General features: G+C 61.2%; 15 protein-coding genes. 11 read left to right on the top strand and 4 right to left on the bottom strand.

Features of this window, described 5'->3' with window-relative positions:
• Window positions 1–84: 84 nt before the first annotated feature.
• From JHW44_RS15670 to JHW44_RS15635, 8 genes are all read left to right on the top strand, one after another.
• On the top strand, window positions 85–798 hold the full coding sequence (locus tag JHW44_RS15670) for an SDR family oxidoreductase (protein WP_089344295.1): 714 nt from the start codon (window positions 85–87) through the stop codon (window positions 796–798).
• Window positions 799–810: 12 nt separating this feature from the next.
• Entirely contained in the window at window positions 811–1,560 is a 750-nt protein-coding gene (locus JHW44_RS15665) for an SDR family NAD(P)-dependent oxidoreductase (RefSeq protein WP_089344294.1), read from the top strand.
• Between the two features lie 281 nt (window positions 1,561–1,841).
• Window positions 1,842–2,603 (top strand): amino acid ABC transporter ATP-binding protein, encoded by a 762-nt coding sequence (locus tag JHW44_RS15660; RefSeq protein ID WP_179217707.1) that lies wholly within the window; start codon window positions 1,842–1,844, stop codon window positions 2,601–2,603.
• Window positions 2,603–3,244 carry an amino acid ABC transporter permease gene (locus JHW44_RS15655; protein WP_089344292.1) on the top strand — a complete coding sequence of 214 codons (642 nt, stop codon included), beginning with the start codon at window positions 2,603–2,605 and terminating at the stop codon, window positions 3,242–3,244. Before JHW44_RS15660 ends, JHW44_RS15655 begins: the two co-directional genes overlap by 1 nt.
• Window positions 3,244–3,894 (top strand): amino acid ABC transporter permease, encoded by a 651-nt coding sequence (locus JHW44_RS15650; RefSeq protein ID WP_179217720.1) that lies wholly within the window; start codon window positions 3,244–3,246, stop codon window positions 3,892–3,894. Before JHW44_RS15655 ends, JHW44_RS15650 begins: the two co-directional genes overlap by 1 nt.
• Before the next feature lie 29 nt (window positions 3,895–3,923).
• Window positions 3,924–4,748: a substrate-binding periplasmic protein gene (locus JHW44_RS15645; protein WP_089344290.1), complete on the top strand. Its 825-nt coding sequence runs from the start codon at window positions 3,924–3,926 to the stop codon at window positions 4,746–4,748.
• 80 nt (window positions 4,749–4,828) lie between these two features.
• A complete protein-coding gene (locus JHW44_RS15640) occupies window positions 4,829–5,560 on the top strand; it encodes an aspartate/glutamate racemase family protein (RefSeq protein ID WP_089344289.1) in 732 nt (243 codons plus the stop codon).
• A 109-nt stretch (window positions 5,561–5,669) separates the two neighbouring features.
• Window positions 5,670–6,791: a Fic family protein gene (locus tag JHW44_RS15635; RefSeq protein ID WP_089344288.1), complete on the top strand. Its 1,122-nt coding sequence runs from the start codon at window positions 5,670–5,672 to the stop codon at window positions 6,789–6,791.
• Window positions 6,792–6,795: 4 nt separating this feature from the next.
• Here the strand turns inward: JHW44_RS15635 and hisC are convergent, their stop codons facing one another.
• The 3 genes from hisC to JHW44_RS15620 form a co-directional block, all read right to left on the bottom strand.
• Window positions 6,796–7,893, bottom strand: coding sequence for a histidinol-phosphate transaminase (gene hisC, locus JHW44_RS15630; RefSeq protein WP_089344287.1), 1,098 nt, complete (start codon window positions 7,891–7,893; stop codon window positions 6,796–6,798).
• A 15-nt stretch (window positions 7,894–7,908) separates the two neighbouring features.
• Window positions 7,909–9,279 (bottom strand): FAD-binding oxidoreductase, encoded by a 1,371-nt coding sequence (locus JHW44_RS15625; RefSeq protein WP_089344286.1) that lies wholly within the window; start codon window positions 9,277–9,279, stop codon window positions 7,909–7,911.
• Between the two features lie 76 nt (window positions 9,280–9,355).
• Complete coding sequence (locus JHW44_RS15620) at window positions 9,356–10,912, bottom strand: ABC transporter substrate-binding protein (protein ID WP_179217706.1); 1,557 nt, start codon at window positions 10,910–10,912, stop codon at window positions 9,356–9,358.
• A gap of 202 nt (window positions 10,913–11,114) precedes the next feature.
• Between JHW44_RS15620 and JHW44_RS15615 the strand changes: the two genes are divergently transcribed.
• The 3 genes from JHW44_RS15615 (at window position 11,115) to JHW44_RS15605 (ending at window position 14,327) form a co-directional block, all read left to right on the top strand.
• The gene (locus JHW44_RS15615; protein WP_089344284.1) at window positions 11,115–12,020 is read left to right on the top strand and encodes a LysR substrate-binding domain-containing protein; all 906 of its coding nucleotides are present in this window, start codon (window positions 11,115–11,117) and stop codon (window positions 12,018–12,020) included.
• A gap of 113 nt (window positions 12,021–12,133) precedes the next feature.
• Window positions 12,134–13,174, top strand: coding sequence for an aromatic ring-hydroxylating dioxygenase subunit alpha (locus tag JHW44_RS15610; protein ID WP_089344283.1), 1,041 nt, complete (start codon window positions 12,134–12,136; stop codon window positions 13,172–13,174).
• Window position 13,175: 1 nt separating this feature from the next.
• A complete protein-coding gene (locus JHW44_RS15605; RefSeq protein ID WP_089344282.1) occupies window positions 13,176–14,327 on the top strand; it encodes a 2Fe-2S iron-sulfur cluster-binding protein in 1,152 nt (383 codons plus the stop codon).
• Window positions 14,328–14,423: 96 nt separating this feature from the next.
• Here JHW44_RS15605 and JHW44_RS15600 read toward each other — a convergent pair whose 3' ends face one another.
• Window positions 14,424–15,467 (bottom strand): HlyD family secretion protein, encoded by a 1,044-nt coding sequence (locus tag JHW44_RS15600; protein ID WP_089344281.1) that lies wholly within the window; start codon window positions 15,465–15,467, stop codon window positions 14,424–14,426.
• Between the last annotated feature and the right edge of the window lie 10 nt (window positions 15,468–15,477).

The following is a 15,477-nucleotide window of genomic DNA, read 5'->3' as shown; positions in this document are numbered from 1 at the left end:
CAACCAAAACTTGTCGATCTGGCGCTTTTCTTGATTTGGATGCGGCGCCGATTGCGGCAGGTTGCCCAGTGAAAGGAACCTCACATGACTCAGGCATTGGTAACAGGCGCCACCAGCGGAATTGGTCGGGCGATTGCATTGACGCTGCATCAGGCGGGGCATGAGGTGATTGCCGTGGGACGGCGCGCCGAAGCACTGGCCGAACTGGAGGCACAGGGCATCAAGGGCTTGCAGCTTGACCTGGCCGATCCGGCGGCCATGGACGCGCTGGCCGGGCTGACCCCCGACATCCTGATCAACAACGCGGGCATGATGCCGCCGATGGTGAATTTCTGCGATCTTCCGGAGGAAGAGATCACCCGCGCCATCACCGTCAATCTGACCTCGGCCATGCAGGTGACGCGGGCCATTGCGCCGGGCATGCGCCAGCGGGGCAGGGGGCATATCTTCTTTACCGGATCGACCGCAGGTCATGCGCCCTTTGCCAATCTGGCGGTCTATTGCGCCACCAAGGCGGCCATTGGCGGCTTTGCCCAGGCCCTGCGGCTGGATCTGGCCCCGCATGATGTCCGCGTGACCGAGATTGTTGCCGGGCGCGTCGAAAGCGGCCTGTATCGCGATCTGCTGTCCGAGGAAGCCCGCGCAAAGATGTATGCGGGCAATACCGCCGTGCAGCCGCAGGATGTGGCCGAGATGGTGTTGTCGATCTGGAATTTGCCGCGCGCCGTGGATGTCGCGCGGTTCGATATTCTTCCCACGTATCAGGCGACCTCGACGGGCGCTCAGGACAAGAAGTAAGGACGGACAGAGATGCAGGGACTTTCAGTCGTAATCGTTGGCGGCGGCGCCGGTTTGGGTGCCCTGATCGCGCGCATGGCGGTCGAAAATGGCGCAGCGGCGCTTGGCATCATCGACATCAACGCCGAGGCCGCGCAAGAGGCGCTGGCCCCCGCGCGCGAGGCAGGCATTCCGGCGGCCTTCGCGGCCTGCGACATCCGCACGGCGGATGCGGCCCATGCCGCGCTGAACAAGGTCGCGGATGAACTGGGTGGGATCGACACGCTGGTCAATTCGGCGGCGATCTATCCGCGCAAGCCGATCCTTGAAATCACCGATGCGGATTGGGATGCCTCGAACGCGATCAACGTCAAGGGCAGCTATCACATGATGGTGGCCGCGATCCGGCGCATGCAGGGCCAGGACCCCAAGGGGCATGTCCGCGGGCGGATCGTCAACATCACCTCGGTCGATGCCTTCAAGGCGCATCCGCAAAACGCCCATTACGCCGCCACCAAGGCCGCCGTGGTCAGCCTGACGCGCAGCATGGCGCAAGAGGTCGCCCCCGATGGCATTCTGGTGAATTCCGTGGCCCCCGCCGGCATGGCCACGCAAAAGGCCCGCGAACTGGGCTTTCTGGGCGAACTGGCCAAGGCCAGCCCGCTTGGCCGGGGCGGAGAGCCTCAGGAAATGGCCGAATGGGTTCTGATGGCTGGTGGCCCCAAGAACACCTATATGACCGGCGAAAACATCATCGTCTCTGGCGGCTATATCTACGCCTGAGGCGGGTTTCGGGTCGGGTTCATCTGGCCGGCCACATGCCGTCACCGCAGGGAAAACCGCTCCGCGACAGAAAATCTTTCCGATCTCCAGTTTTTCTTGATTTCTGAAAGGGACATGTCGCGGCACATTTTTCCTGAAGCCTGGCGAACCGAAACATCGGCGCAATCGACAGGTCTGATGGCCCGGGCCGGGAATCCGTCCGAAACCCTCACCGTCGAATTGTCAATCTGGCGGTCGCGCATTGCCGCGCCCGGAGCATTATTGAAAGGGCGAAGAAACTGTTGTCGAAAAACGAAAAATCGCTTGTTCGGGTGGATTCGCTAAGCAAGAGCTTTGGCACCCTTGAGGTTCTTAGCGGAATCGATCTGGACGTGAAATCCGGCGAGGTCCTGGCCATCATCGGACCCAGTGGCTCGGGCAAGAGCACGTTGCTGCGCTGCCTGAACTTTCTTGAAACCCCGGACAGCGGCGCCATCGAAGTGGCCGATGTCCGCATCGACGCCCAGAACCACCCCAGCCAGCGCGAGATCCTGCAGTTGCGGCGCATGGCGGGCATGGTGTTTCAGTCCTTCAACCTGTTTCCACATATGACGGTTCTTGAAAACGTCAGCTTTGCGCAAAAGCGCGTGGCGGGGAAATCGCAGGCCGAGGCGGATGCGCGCTCGATCGAATTGCTGCGCCGCGTCGGGCTGGAGGCGAAGGCCGCAGAATATCCCCATCGCTGCTCGGGCGGTCAGCAACAGCGCATCGCCATTGCCCGCGCCCTGGCGCTGAACCCCAAGGTCATGCTGTTTGACGAGCCGACCTCGGCGCTGGACCCCGAACTGGGGCTGGAGGTGCTGTCGGTGATGCGCGAACTGGCCGATGAGGGCATGACCATGATCGTCGTGACCCACGAGATGCATTTCGCCGAAAGCGTATCGGATCATGTGATGATCATGGCGGATGGCAAGATCATCGAATATGGCCCCAGTGCCGAAATCATGCGCAACCCGCAGACCGAACGTGCGCAGCGCTTCCTTCATGCGGTCAGGGACCGGTGATGGCAGAGATTCTTGGAAAAATCCTCAGCGGGCTGCCCTGGACCATTGCCCTGACGCTGCTGTCGCTGCTGGCGGGCATGTTGCTGGGCGTGCCGATGATGATGGCGCGGGTATCGCGCATGGCCTGGCTGCGCTTTCTCAGCGCATCGGTGATCACCTTCATCCGCTCGATCCCGCCCATCGTCTGGCTGTTCGTCATCTTCTTCGGGGTGGGCAGCGGCTATCTGCGCATCGATCCCTTTCCGGCCGCGGTCATCGGGATGGGGCTGATTTCATCCGCCTATATGGCCGAGATATATCGCGGTGCCCTGCTGTCGATCCATGCAGGGCAATGGGAAGGCGCTGCCGCGCTGGGGGTCAGCCGCACGCGCATCTGGACCCAGATCATCCTGCCGCAGCTGTTCCGCGTGGCGCTGCCTGCCATTGCGACCTTTGCGATCGGCCTGCTGAAGGATTCAGCCATCGCATCGACCATCGGAGTGAAAGAGATGACCTTTGTCGCCAACCAGCAGGCCATGGCCACCTATCGCGGTCTGGAAGTCTTCAGCATGGTTGCGCTGGCCTATATCGTGATCAGCCTGCCGGTCGCCTGGGCCACCCGCGAACTCAGCAGCCGCATGCAGAAAAAGGTGTCCAGATGATCTCGACGATTCTGTCACAAGGCGGAGACTGGCTGCCCGACCTGGTTTCCGGTCTGAAGGTGAGCGTGATGGTCACCATGGTCAGCCTGCTGATCGGCCTGCCCTTCGGCTTTCTGCTGTCCCTGGGCGTGATGTCGAAATCACGCATGTCCAATGCGCTGGCGCTGGTGGTGGTTGAAATCGGTCGCGGGGCACCCTCGCTGGTGCTGTTGCAATTCGCCTATTTCGGCCTGCCCTCGGCCGGGCTGACGCTCAGTTCCTTTGGGGCCAGCGTTGTCGCGCTCAGCTGGACAACGGCGGCCTATACCAGCGAGATCATCCGTGCCGGGCTGCAATCGGTGCCGGCGGGCCAGCGCGAGGCCGCGATGGCCGTGGGACTTAACCGCATGGACATGATGCGTTTCGTGATCATGCCGCAGGGGCTGAAGATTGCCATTCCCGCGCTGCTGGGCTTTGCCATCCTGATCTTTCAGACCACCTCGCTGTGCTTTGCCATTGCTTTGCCGGAACTGACCAGCAAGGCCTATGAAATTGGGGCCAATACGTTCCAATACCTGCCGGCCCTGGTTCTTGCCGGGCTGCTGTATCTGATGGTCTGCATTCCGATGACGATGATCGTTCATTGGATTGAAAACCGCAGGAAATACTAAAACCAATCACTCAACAGGAAGGTGCCGATATGAAAAATGTCGTTTCAACCGGTCTTGCCGCGATCTCGCTTCTGGCGGCAACGCAGGCCGTCGCCCAGGATTGCACGCCGCAGCATCAGGTCACGACCGTCGATGAGGGCTTTCTGACCATCGCCGCGCCGACGTTCCCGCCCTTTTCGACGCCGCTGAGCGAAGATGACGTGACCGGGATCGACGGCGAGATCGTCAAGGAAATCGCCGCGCGCGAATGCCTGAAGATCAAGGTCGAACAGGTCGAATATGCCACCGCCATTCCCTATGTCGTATCCGGGCGCGCCGATCTTGCCATCGGCAATTTCTACCGCACGGCGGAAAGGGGCAAGGTCGTCGACATGTCCCTGCCGCTGTATATCGACCAGATGGGGCTGTTTTCACGTGATGGCGTGGCGACGGTTTCCGGGCTCGAGGGCCGTCCGGTCGGCACCGTTCAGGGTTATCTCTGGGTGAATGAGCTCAAGAAGATCCTTGGCGATGATCTGCGCCTGTATAACAACTATGTCGCGCTGTATCAGGATCTTGAATCCAGCCGCATCGAGGTCGCCATCGACGGCATGGCCATCGGCACGGCGGCCCAGCAGGGCGGTGCGCTGACGGACATCAAGCTTGTGGTCACCGAACCCGACGAACGCGTGGCGGCCTCGGTCGCGCCGCCGCAGGCAGGGCTGCCGATGGCCAAGGGCAATGACGATCTGCTGGGTGCGATCAACGAGATTGTCACCGATCTGCATGACTCGGGCCGTTTGACGGAAATCATGGTCGAATTCGGCATGCCGGGCACCGCCACGGATGTCGGCGAACCACGGCTGGTCCAGTAATCCAGATGCGGGGGCCCCGACCGGGCCCCCGTTTCCGCCCCGGAACACCCCCCAAAGCAAGGCAGGGCAAAGAACATCCCATGATCTACAAGACGCGGAAGAAGAGCCAGAACTGGGCAGGCGAGACAATCGGGATCATCGTCCTTGATTGCGAATATCCCTATGTTCCGGGCAATGTCGCCAATGCGACGACCTATGATTTCCCGGTGCGATATGCGGTGGCCGAGGGCGCCGACAATCACCGGCTGATCTTTGACCGCGACCTGTCCCTGCTGGAGCCTTTCAAAGAGGCCGCCCGCAAGCTGGAAGCCGAAGGCGTTCGCGCCATTACCGGGGCCTGTGGCTTCATGGCGCTGTTCCAGCAGGAAATCGCGGCGTCGGTGGATATCCCGGTCTTCATGTCCAGCCTGCTGCAGGTGCCCTTCATGCACAGGATCACCGGACGGCGCGTGGGGATCATCACCGCCGATCAGTCGCAACTGTCGAGCGAGCATCTGGAACGGTCCGGCATCACCGCCGATATTCCGCTGGCGATTGGTGGCATGGAAGATTGCGCCCCCTTCCGTCAGGCGATCTTCTATCCTGACGGCACGCTGGACGATGATGCGATCCGGGCAGGGGCGGTCGCGCGGGCGCTGAGGCTGCAAGAGGACAATCCCGACCTGGGGGCCATCCTGCTGGAATGTTCGGACCTGCCGCCCTATGCCCATGACATTCAGGCCGCGACCGATCTGCCGGTCTTCGATTTCGTGACCATGATCAACAACGTCCATCAGGGTTTCACGCGCCGGCCCTATCGCGGGTATCTGTGACGCCGGAACAGGGATGCCGCCGCGCACCAAAGGGGAATGAGCGATAGGATTGACTTCTATCGCTCAATATTATCCGATGCATGAGTTATAGAAAGGACTTCTATCGCTCATGCCCTGGAATTGGACCGATCCCGATTGGCCGAATTTTCGCTATGACCCGGCGGCGCTGGACGTTCATGAGCAGAAATTCCTGCTGTCATCGGGCGAAATCCTTGGCGCGGTGCATCATGTCACCCCGTCCGAGCGCGAGCAACTGCGCATCGAACTGTTGAGCGACGAGGCAATGCAGACCAGCGCCATCGAGGGCGAATTCCTTGACCGGCTGAGCGTACAGTCCTCATTGCGGCGACAACTGGGCCTGGACCCCGACAGCTATCCGGCCAAGCCGCGCGAACAGGGCGTGGCGGAAATGATGGTCGATGTCTATTCGGGCTTTGCCGCCAAGCTGACCCATCAGACATTGTTTCGCTGGCACCGGATGCTGCTGTCCCATGATCGCAGGCTGGAAACCATCGGCGAATACCGCCAGCATGCCGATGCAATGCAGATTGTCTCGGGGCGGCTGGATCGGCCGACCGTGCATTTCGAGGCACCGCCATCGGCGCAGGTTCCGGGTGAAATGGACCGCTATCTGGCCTGGTTCAATGCCTCGGCCCCCGGTGCCGCGCAGCCCTTGCCCGCATTGACACGGGCCGGGCTGGGGCATCTCTATTTTGAAAGCATCCACCCTTTCGAGGACGGCAACGGGCGTCTGGGACGGGCCCTGGCCGAGAAGTCCCTGGCCCAGAACATCGGCCAGCCCAGCCTGATCTCGCTGGCCTTTACCATCGAGCAGGAACGCAAGAGCTATTACGCGCAGCTGGAACAGCACCAGAAATCTCTGGATGTGACCGGCTGGCTTGTCTGGTTTGCCCGGACGGTCCTGACCGCGCAGCAGGTCACGCTGGATCGGGTTGGCTTCTTCATCGCCAAGGCGCGCTTTTACGACCGCCATCGCGATCATCTGAATGACCGGCAGGCCAAGGCCATCGCGCGGATCTTTCGCGAGGGGCCTGCCGGATTCACGGGAGGGCTGAGTGCCGAGAACTATCTGAAGATCACCGGCACCTCGCGCGCCACGGCGACGCGCGATCTGCATGATCTTGTTCAGAAAGGGGCGCTTCGCAGAACGGGTGAGCGTCGGCACACGCGGTATTGGCTGAAGCTGGACGAGGGTGCCGACGCCCGGTGATCGGTCATAGCGCGCCGAGGAAGATATCGTTCTCGGCAGGTGATCCCATGGTGACGCGGGCCCAGTTTTCATAGGGCGCTTCCTGCCATGCCTTGATCAGCACGCCCTTGCCGCGCAGCTTTTCGGCAAGGATATGGGCCGGGGCACCCGTATCGAAAAACAGGAAATTCGCCTGCGATGGCGCGCAGGCAAAGCCCTTGGCAGAAAGTGCGGCGGCGATGCGTTCGCGTTCCTGCGTTGCCTGCGCGACCACGCGGGCCAGATGGGCGCTGTCCTTCAATGCCTCGGCAGCGGCACTGGCGGCCAGCGCGTTCACGCCAAAGGGATTGCGGGTCTTCATCATCGCCTGAATCAACTGCGGATCGCTGGCGATGCCATAGCCGACCCGCGCCCCTGCAAGACCATAGGCCTTGGAAAACGTGCGCAGGACGATGGCGGGATTGCGGCTTTCCGCCAGCACGGCCAAGGCGTCAAAGCGTTGGCCGGGCGCGACGAACTCGACATAGGCTTCGTCGAAACAGATCAATGTCTCGGGGTCGGCTGCGGTCAGGATCCGGCGGAACTGCTGTTCCGAGATGGCAGGTCCGGCGGGATTGCTGGGAGAGGAAAAGATCAGCACACGCGGTTTCCGCTGCAGCTGCTGACAAAGGGCCTCGACCGGGAAGGACCAATCGTCGTTGAAGGGCACCTTGGTGACCCTTGCGCCGAATGTCAGCGCGCCGAATTCATGCAGGCCAAAGCTGGGGCAGATCGTCACCACGTGATCCTGTGGACGGATCACGGCACGAAACAGCGCGCCGATCAGGTCTTCCGAACCATTGCCGAAGATGACGTTTTCCGGCTGTGTGCCGGTCAGTTCCCCAACCAGCGCGCGCAGGGACATATTCGCGGCATCGGGATAGCGCGCCACTCCGGCAGCCGCCTGTTGCATGGCCTCGATGGCACGGGGCGAGGGGCCAAGCGGGCTTTCGTTGCTGTCCAGCTTGGCAAGGCAGTCGATGCCATAGGTGGCCTTGAAGCGGTCCATGGCAAGCCCGGCATTGTAGGTGGGCAGATTGGCGACTTCCTGACGGATCAGGTCACGGGGAAAGGATGCGGTCATGCGATGTCCTGTGCACTAAAGATCGAAGATCTTGCCGGGGTTCATGATGTTCTGGGGGTCCAGCGCGCGCTTTATGCGGCGCATGACACCAAGGGCGGGGCCATGTTCGGCGGGCAGATAGGCTTTCTTGCCCAGCCCGACGCCATGTTCGCCGGTGCAGGTGCCACCCATTTCGATCGCCATCTTGATCAGGCTGCCGTTGATATGGCGGGCTTCGCGGATTTCATCCTCATCTGCGGGATCGTACAGCAGGACCAGATGGAAATTCCCGTCTCCGACATGACCGACCAAAGGTGCCTGGATAGAGGTCGTTGCGATCACCTCCTGTATCGCGCCGATACATGAGGGCAGGGCCGAGATCGGCACACAGACATCGGTGGAAATCCCCTTGATGCCGGGACGCAGTGCGCGCGAGGCATAAAGCGCGTCATGACGGATACGCCAGATGCGGCTGGCGTCTTCGGCAGATGTGGCGCGTTCGAACTTGCGGGCGCTTTCGGCCAGCCCTTCGAATGTATCCATGTCGTTTTCGACCGTGGGGGCCGCGCCGGTCATTTCGACCCACAACGTCGGAGATTCCGGCAGATCGGCCCTGGAGTAGCGGTTGATCGCCTGCATCTGCAGGGTGTCGGCCAGCTCGATCCGGTTCAGCGCCAGCCCGCATTGCAAGGCCATGACCACGGTTTCCGTGGCCTCTTGAATGCTGTCAAAGCTGCACATGGCGGTTTGCGAGGCCTCGGGGATGCCGAACAGGCGCAGGGTCAGTTCGGTAATGACGCCAAGCGTCCCTTCCGAGCCGACCATCAGGCGGGTCAGGTCATAGCCTGCGGATGATTTGCGGGCCCGCCCCCCGGTCCTGATGATCTCTCCATCGGGCATGACGACCGTCAGTCCAAGCACCAGATCGCGCATCGAGCCATAGCGCACCGTTGTCGTGCCCGAGGCCCGCGTGGCCGCCATGCCGCCCAGGGTCGCATGGGCACCCAGATCGACCGGAAAGAACAACCCCGTTGCGCGAAGATGCTCGTTCAGGGCCTGGCGGGTGACACCGCATTGCACGGTGCAATCCATATCGGCCTCTTCAACCGACAGGATTGCATCCATGGCCGACATGTCCAGGCTGATGCCGCCATGAGGCGCATGGATCTGCCCTTCGATGGATGAGCCCGCGCCAAAGGGGATCACCGGCACCTCGTGTTCGTTGCAGGCGGCCAGCACATCCGAGACCTCTTGCGTCGAGCGCACCATGATCACCGCGTCAGGCCATGCGGGGGGAAGATGGCTTTCGCCGCTGCCGTGATGTTCGCGCATGGCCTCAGAGGTCACCAGCCGCTCGGCAAATTGCGGCTGCAACTGCGCCAGAAGCGCATTCAGTTTTTCATTCATTCTTGTGACTTTTCAGTGTTGCAGAAGCCGCCGCGCGCCCTGCCGGACAGGGGGCGCGGCGGCCGTTCGTGACGGATCAGGCGTTGAACCACCAGCGTTCCGCGCAGCGGTTGCCATCCAGATCCCAGTCGCCCGAGATTTTCTCTCCGGTGGACAGCTTGCTGGATTTGGCATCCAGAAGATCGGCCCAGACCGGCGCGATCATGCCGCCTTCTTCGGCGATGATGGCCTGACATTCGGCGTAAAGGGCGCGACGTTTCGCATCATCCTTTTCCGAGCGCGCGGCATTCAGCGCCAGATTGAAGGCCTCATTGTCCCAGTTGGTTTCATTGTAATCGCCAAGAGATTCGCGGGAATAGGCCAGCGACAGCATCAGGTCTTCATTCGCGCGACCGGACCAGCGGGTGGCGAAGAACGGTTTCTTGCCCCAGATATTGGTCCAATAGCCATCCTCGGGCTCGCGTGCGACGGTGATATTGACGCCGGCGGCGGCGGCATGGCCGCTGAACAATTGCGCGGCGTCGACGGCCCCCGTGAAGGGCGTGTCCGAGGCGTGAAGCGTGGTGGTCAGCCCCTCGGCCCCTGCGGCCTTCAGCAGCGATCTGGCCTGTTCGGGGTCATATTCATGCTGCGCCAGCGAGGGATCGTAATACTGATAGGCGCTGGAAATCGGCTGGTCATTGGCGATCGAACCAAAGCCGTTCAGAACCTTGTCGACGATATCCTGGCGATTGATCGACAGTTTCATCGCCTTGCGCACGCGCGGATCGGAAAACAGCGGATCGGTGGTCAGCATGCTGAAGGCATAATGCACCTTGCCCTGCGTCTGGATCAGGTCGATCCCCGGCATGGCCGCCAGCAACGGGGCGGTGGTGGTGTCCACGGCATTCATGGCATCGATCTGGCCGGTTTGCAGCGCCGTGGTCCGGGCATTCACGTCGCGGATGGCCAGCATTTCGACCGAGTCGAAATGCCCGCGCCCTTCCTTCCAGTAGTTGGGGTTCTTGCGCACGACGGATTTCACGCCGGGCTCGTAGGATTCCAGGATATAGGGACCGGTACCGATGCCCGCGTCGAAATTCATGTCATCGGCCGGGACAATATACATGCAGGTCAGCGACAGAACCGCGGGAAAGCCCGCGTTGGGCGCATTCAGCGTAAAGGTCACCTCGTCTGGCGCGCTGGCCTGAACATCTGCGATGACGGCCGCCAGGGCCTTGACCTGCGAGAAGCTGTCCTCGCCGCGGTGCAGATTGACCGAGAAGACGACGTCATCGGCATCCATGGTCTTGCCATTGTGAAATTCGATCCCCTGACGCAGCTTGAAGGTCCAGATGGTCAGATCGTCATTGGCCTCCCAACTGGTGGCCAGTTCGGGGACCAGAACGCCACCGGCGCCGACCTCGACCAGGTTGTTGCGCAGCTGCCATTGCAGGTGCTGCATGTATTTCGTTTCCGTCGCCTGCGGGTTCAACGTCTCGCCGGAATCAAAGCCGCCGATGCCGAGGCGCAGCGTTCCGCCCGAAGACGGTGTCTGGGCACGCAGGGGTTTGCCGGAAAGACCCAGAACGGTGGCGGCCCCCAGCGCGGTGGCCCCCAACATAAGACTGCGGCGGTTGGTCGAAAATGTCATGAATCTCTCCTGGCGGATCTGCCCTGTTGGCATGCGACAAGGAAGTCGCGTTGTCGGCTGGGTTTATGTCTGTTCTTATTGCGCTAAAATGCGCTGAAATTACGCTAAGTGACTGACTGGGACGTGACAAACCAGTTTTGCAGCGGTACCGTTCAGCATTCCTGAGATGTGATGTTCGCAACCCAGATACTTTAGGCAAACTATGCGATCCATCCTTCCTCCGCTACGCGCCATGCAGGCATTCGAAAGCTTTGGCAGACTTGGCTCGGTCAATGCCGCCGCGCGCGAGCTGGGCGTGACCCCCGGCGCCATCAGTCAGCAGATCAAGCTGCTGGAAGACCAGCTGCAGATGCCGCTGATCATGAAGGACGGTCGCCGCGCGGCGTTGGCGCCCAAGGCGAAATCCTATCATGCCGTTCTGACGGCGGGCTTTGACAAGCTGAAACAGGCGCAGGTGCTGCTGGCCCAGCAAGCGTCCGAGCTGGACATTCACGTGTCCGGCCTGCCGACCCTGCTGTCCAAATGGCTGCAGCCCCGTCTGCACAGTTTCGAGGCACGTTATGGAGAGACGTCGATTCGCCTTGATGCCACCCATGGCGAACCCGAGCCGGAATTTCTGGACCATATGTTCCGTCTGACCTATGGCACTGTTTCAGATATGTTTCCCCATGCGCGCGCGCTGTTTCAGGATGTCTGCTTTCCGGTCTGTTCGCCCGAATTCCTCAAGGCGCACCCCGAGGCGCTGGACCCCGCCAGCCTGCCTGATCTGCCCTGGGTGGATATCGACTGGGGTCCGGCCTATTCCACCACCGTGCCGCGGCTGGGAACATGGCTTGAGGCGCAGGGGCTGCCAGGGCCGAAAAACAAGCCGGTTTCGGTCCATTCCCTGTCCAGTTCGGCGCTGGAAGCCGCTGCCAGCGGGCAGGGAATCGCCTTGGCACAACTGTCCTTTGCCTCGGTTGATCTGGGTCTGGGCAGGCTGATCCGCATTTCGCAAGAATCCGTCAGTATGCCCGAGCACTACTATATCTGTTGGGGGCCGATGATGCTGGAAAACGAAAAATCGCGCCATTTCCTGAACTGGATTCTGGCCGAGACATCAGTCTGACCGTATAGCATGGCTAAACGATAAGCGGCCAGAAGGTCGGTTTTTTTTGGCAATCCTGCTGACGTAACCTTGGGTCATCTCAGCCCAAGATATCACGTCAGCTAGGAAGTCATATGTTTCTGAAAAATGCATGGTATGTCGCCGCCTGGAGCGACGAGATCGTCAACACGCTGCAGCAGGTCAAGGTGCTGGGCGAAAAGATCTGCATGTTCCGCAATGATGAAGGCGAAGTGATCGCGATGGAGGATGCCTGTCCGCATCGCAAGCTGCCCCTGTCCAAGGGTCGGATCAAGGACAACAATGTCGAATGCGGCTATCACGGGCTGACCTTCGATTGTGCGGGGCAATGCGTCTGGGCACCCGGCGGCGGCCGGATTCCTTCGGCGGCCCGCGTGCGCCCCTATCCGGTGCACGAGAAATATGGTCTGGTCTGGATCTGGATGGGCAATGCCGCCATCGCCGACCCCGAGGACATCATCGATATTCCGAATTTCGACAGCCCGGAATGGGGCATCAATCGCGGTGCCGCGATGGAGTTGAAATGCAACTATCTGTTGATGTGTGACAACCTTCTGGATCCCACTCATGTCGCATGGGTGCATGAAAGCTCTTTCGCTGCCGATGCCACCAAGGACACGCCGCTGCGCGTGACCAAGACAGATACCGGGGTGATCGTGCATCGCTGGATGATGGATCACGAGCCTGCACCCTTCTACAAGAAGATTGTCGAATTCGAAGGCAACTGCGACCGTCTTCAGCATTACGAGGTCCGCTATCCCAGCCATGCGCTGATCCGCGCCGTGTTCACCCCGGCAGGGACCGGCGGCGTCGATGGCACGCTGCATGAAAAGACCTTTGTCATGGACAGCTATAACTTCATGACTCCGACGACCGAGAACGAGACGCGCTACTACTGGTTCCAGCTGCGCAACATCCGGCCCGATGACGAAGAACTGTCCAGGATGATGAGCGAAGACGTTCGTCATGCCTTCGAGGAAGACCGGGCGGTGCTGAACGAGGTGCAGATCGGCATGACCGAGAAGACGTCGCCCCATATCGATCTGGCGATTGATGCGGGCCAGTTGCGTTTCCGGCGGCAACTGGAGGCCATGATCGCCGAAGAGGCGATGGTCGATGCCAAGATGAGTCAGTGACATGGCGCAGGGGTTTCGTGAATTTCGCGTCGCCGAGAAGGTCACCGAGAGCGAGATCATCACCTCGTTCTGCCTGGAGCCCACCGATGATGCGCCGCTCTGGCCGGTAAAGCCGGGTCAATATGTCACCCTGCAGGTGCCGGGCCGTGACGGGCCGGTTCTCAAGACCTATTCGGTCTCTTCCGATCCATCGGAAACGCGCCACTACCGCATCACCGTCAAGCGCGAGGCAGGTGTGAATGGCGCGCCGGATGGGGTCGGGTCGTGCTGGTTGCATGACCAGGTGAACAAGGGCGATACGATCCAGCTTGCCGCGCCACGCGGCAGCTTTGTTCTGGACGAGAACAGCACGCGGCCGGTTCTGCTGTTGTCGGGCGGGGTAGGGCTGACGCCCATGGTCTCGATGCTGCACCGTCTGCGGGAAACGGATCGCGAGGTCCATTTCCTGCATGCCTGCGAGAACGGCAATGTCCATGCCCTGCGCGACGAGGTGATGGCCTGTGCGAACGCGCGGATCACGCCGCTTTTCGTCTATCACAACCCCAGCGAGGCGGACCGCAAGAAGGGGTCGTTTGACGCCGAGGGGGTGATCGACAGGGAATTCCTGCGCAAGCATCTGCCCATTGGCGATTACGAGGCCTATATCTGCGGCCCGACGCCCTTCATGGTCGCGATGTATCAGCTCTTGCAGGAACTGGGGGTGCCCAAGGCACGGATTTCCTATGAGTTCTTCGGGAAATCGGCTTCACTGGAGACATTGGCCGCGCAGCCGGTGACCTCTCGTGCGGCCTCACGTGCGGCACCGACCATTCAGGCGCTGACCTTCCTGACCAATCCGGACGCCTGGGCCTCGGCCGATGAGCCCTCGGAACCGCCCGCGGCGGTCGCTGCTACCGCGGCGGGCGAGGTGACCTTTCGCAGGTCAAATGTCACTGCGGCCTGGGATGACTCGGCGGAATCGCTGCTGGAACTGGCTGAAAATGCCGGGTTGGAGCCGGAATTCGTCTGTCGTGCCGGCATCTGCAATTCTTGCAAATGCGGGTTGATCTCGGGGGAGGTCGAATATTTCGAAGACCCGTTGATGGAGCCCGAGGCCGGTCAGGTGCTGATCTGCTGCTCGCGCCCCAAGGGACCGGTCGTGCTGGACCTCTGACCGGACCAACCGATCTGCCTGCTGCCAGAGGGCCTCTTGCCCGGTGCGGCAGAACAGCCCTGACGGCTCCCGGTCAACACGACCGGGGGGCGTCCATCAGCGCGATGCAAGGCGCGGCGCATGCAGAACCACCGACATTCCCGGCGCCAGGCGGTCGCGGTCGGGCTGATCGGGGTCGATTTCGATCTTCACCGGCAGGCGTTGCGCAATCTTGGTGAAATTCCCCGTCGCGGTCGAATTGCCCAGAACGCTGTATTCCGAAGCCGTGGCCGGAGAGATCTGCGCGACATGGCCGTGAAAGCGCTGGTGGTGCAGGGCGTCGACCGTGAAGCTGACCGGTTGATCCACCCTCAGATCCGCCAGTTCGCCCTCGTTGATATTGGCGATGACCCAGGTTTCGGGCGCGACAAGGGACATCAGAGAGGTTCCCGCCGACACATATTGACCCGGTTTCACTCCGATCTGGCCCAACCTGCCCTTGTGGGGGGCACGGACAATGCAATGTTCAAGATTGATCCGGGCAAGCTCTACCGAGGCCTTGGCGCTGGCCAGTTGCGCGTTCAGCAAGTCGATATTGATCTTCAGGGCTTCGACATCCTCTCGGGCGACGGCGACATTGCTCTGGGCTGCGATCAATGCAGTTTCTGCCTGGCGCAGCGACAATGTGCTGTCCTCGCTTTCCGAGGTCGAGATGAACCCCTTTTCCTTCAGCTTCGCCTGACGTTGTGCATTGGCACGGGCCTTGTCCAGCGTGGCCTCTGCCGATCCCAGCGCTGCCTTGCGTGACTGCAGGACAGCCTCGGCCGAGCGTATGCTTTGCGCGTTCGAGGCCAGCCTGGCCTTGGCCGCTGCAAGGGAAGACTGCGCCTGGGCGAGCGACTGCCGTGCGGTCCTGTCATCCAGTTCTACGAGGATGTCACCTTCCTCGACCTGCTGGAAATCCTGCACCCGCACCCTGGTCACATAGCCCGACACCTGCGGCGACAATGTGGTGACATTGCCGCGCAAATAGGCATTGTCGGTGCGGATTTCCGTGCTGCCGAATGGCGGCAATTGCCATGCAAAGAGAACGGCCAGAACCCCTGCGATGCCGGTCAGAAGGATGGCGGCTGTCGGGAAATGGTGTTTGAACGACGTCATCTCGGACCTC

Origin of the sequence: Paracoccus seriniphilus (assembly GCF_028553745.1) — a bacterium.
Classification (GTDB): Bacteria; Pseudomonadota; Alphaproteobacteria; order Rhodobacterales; family Rhodobacteraceae; genus Paracoccus; species Paracoccus seriniphilus.
The sequence above is the reverse complement of the archived record's forward strand: the minus strand, read 5'-3'. Positions and strand labels throughout refer to the sequence as shown.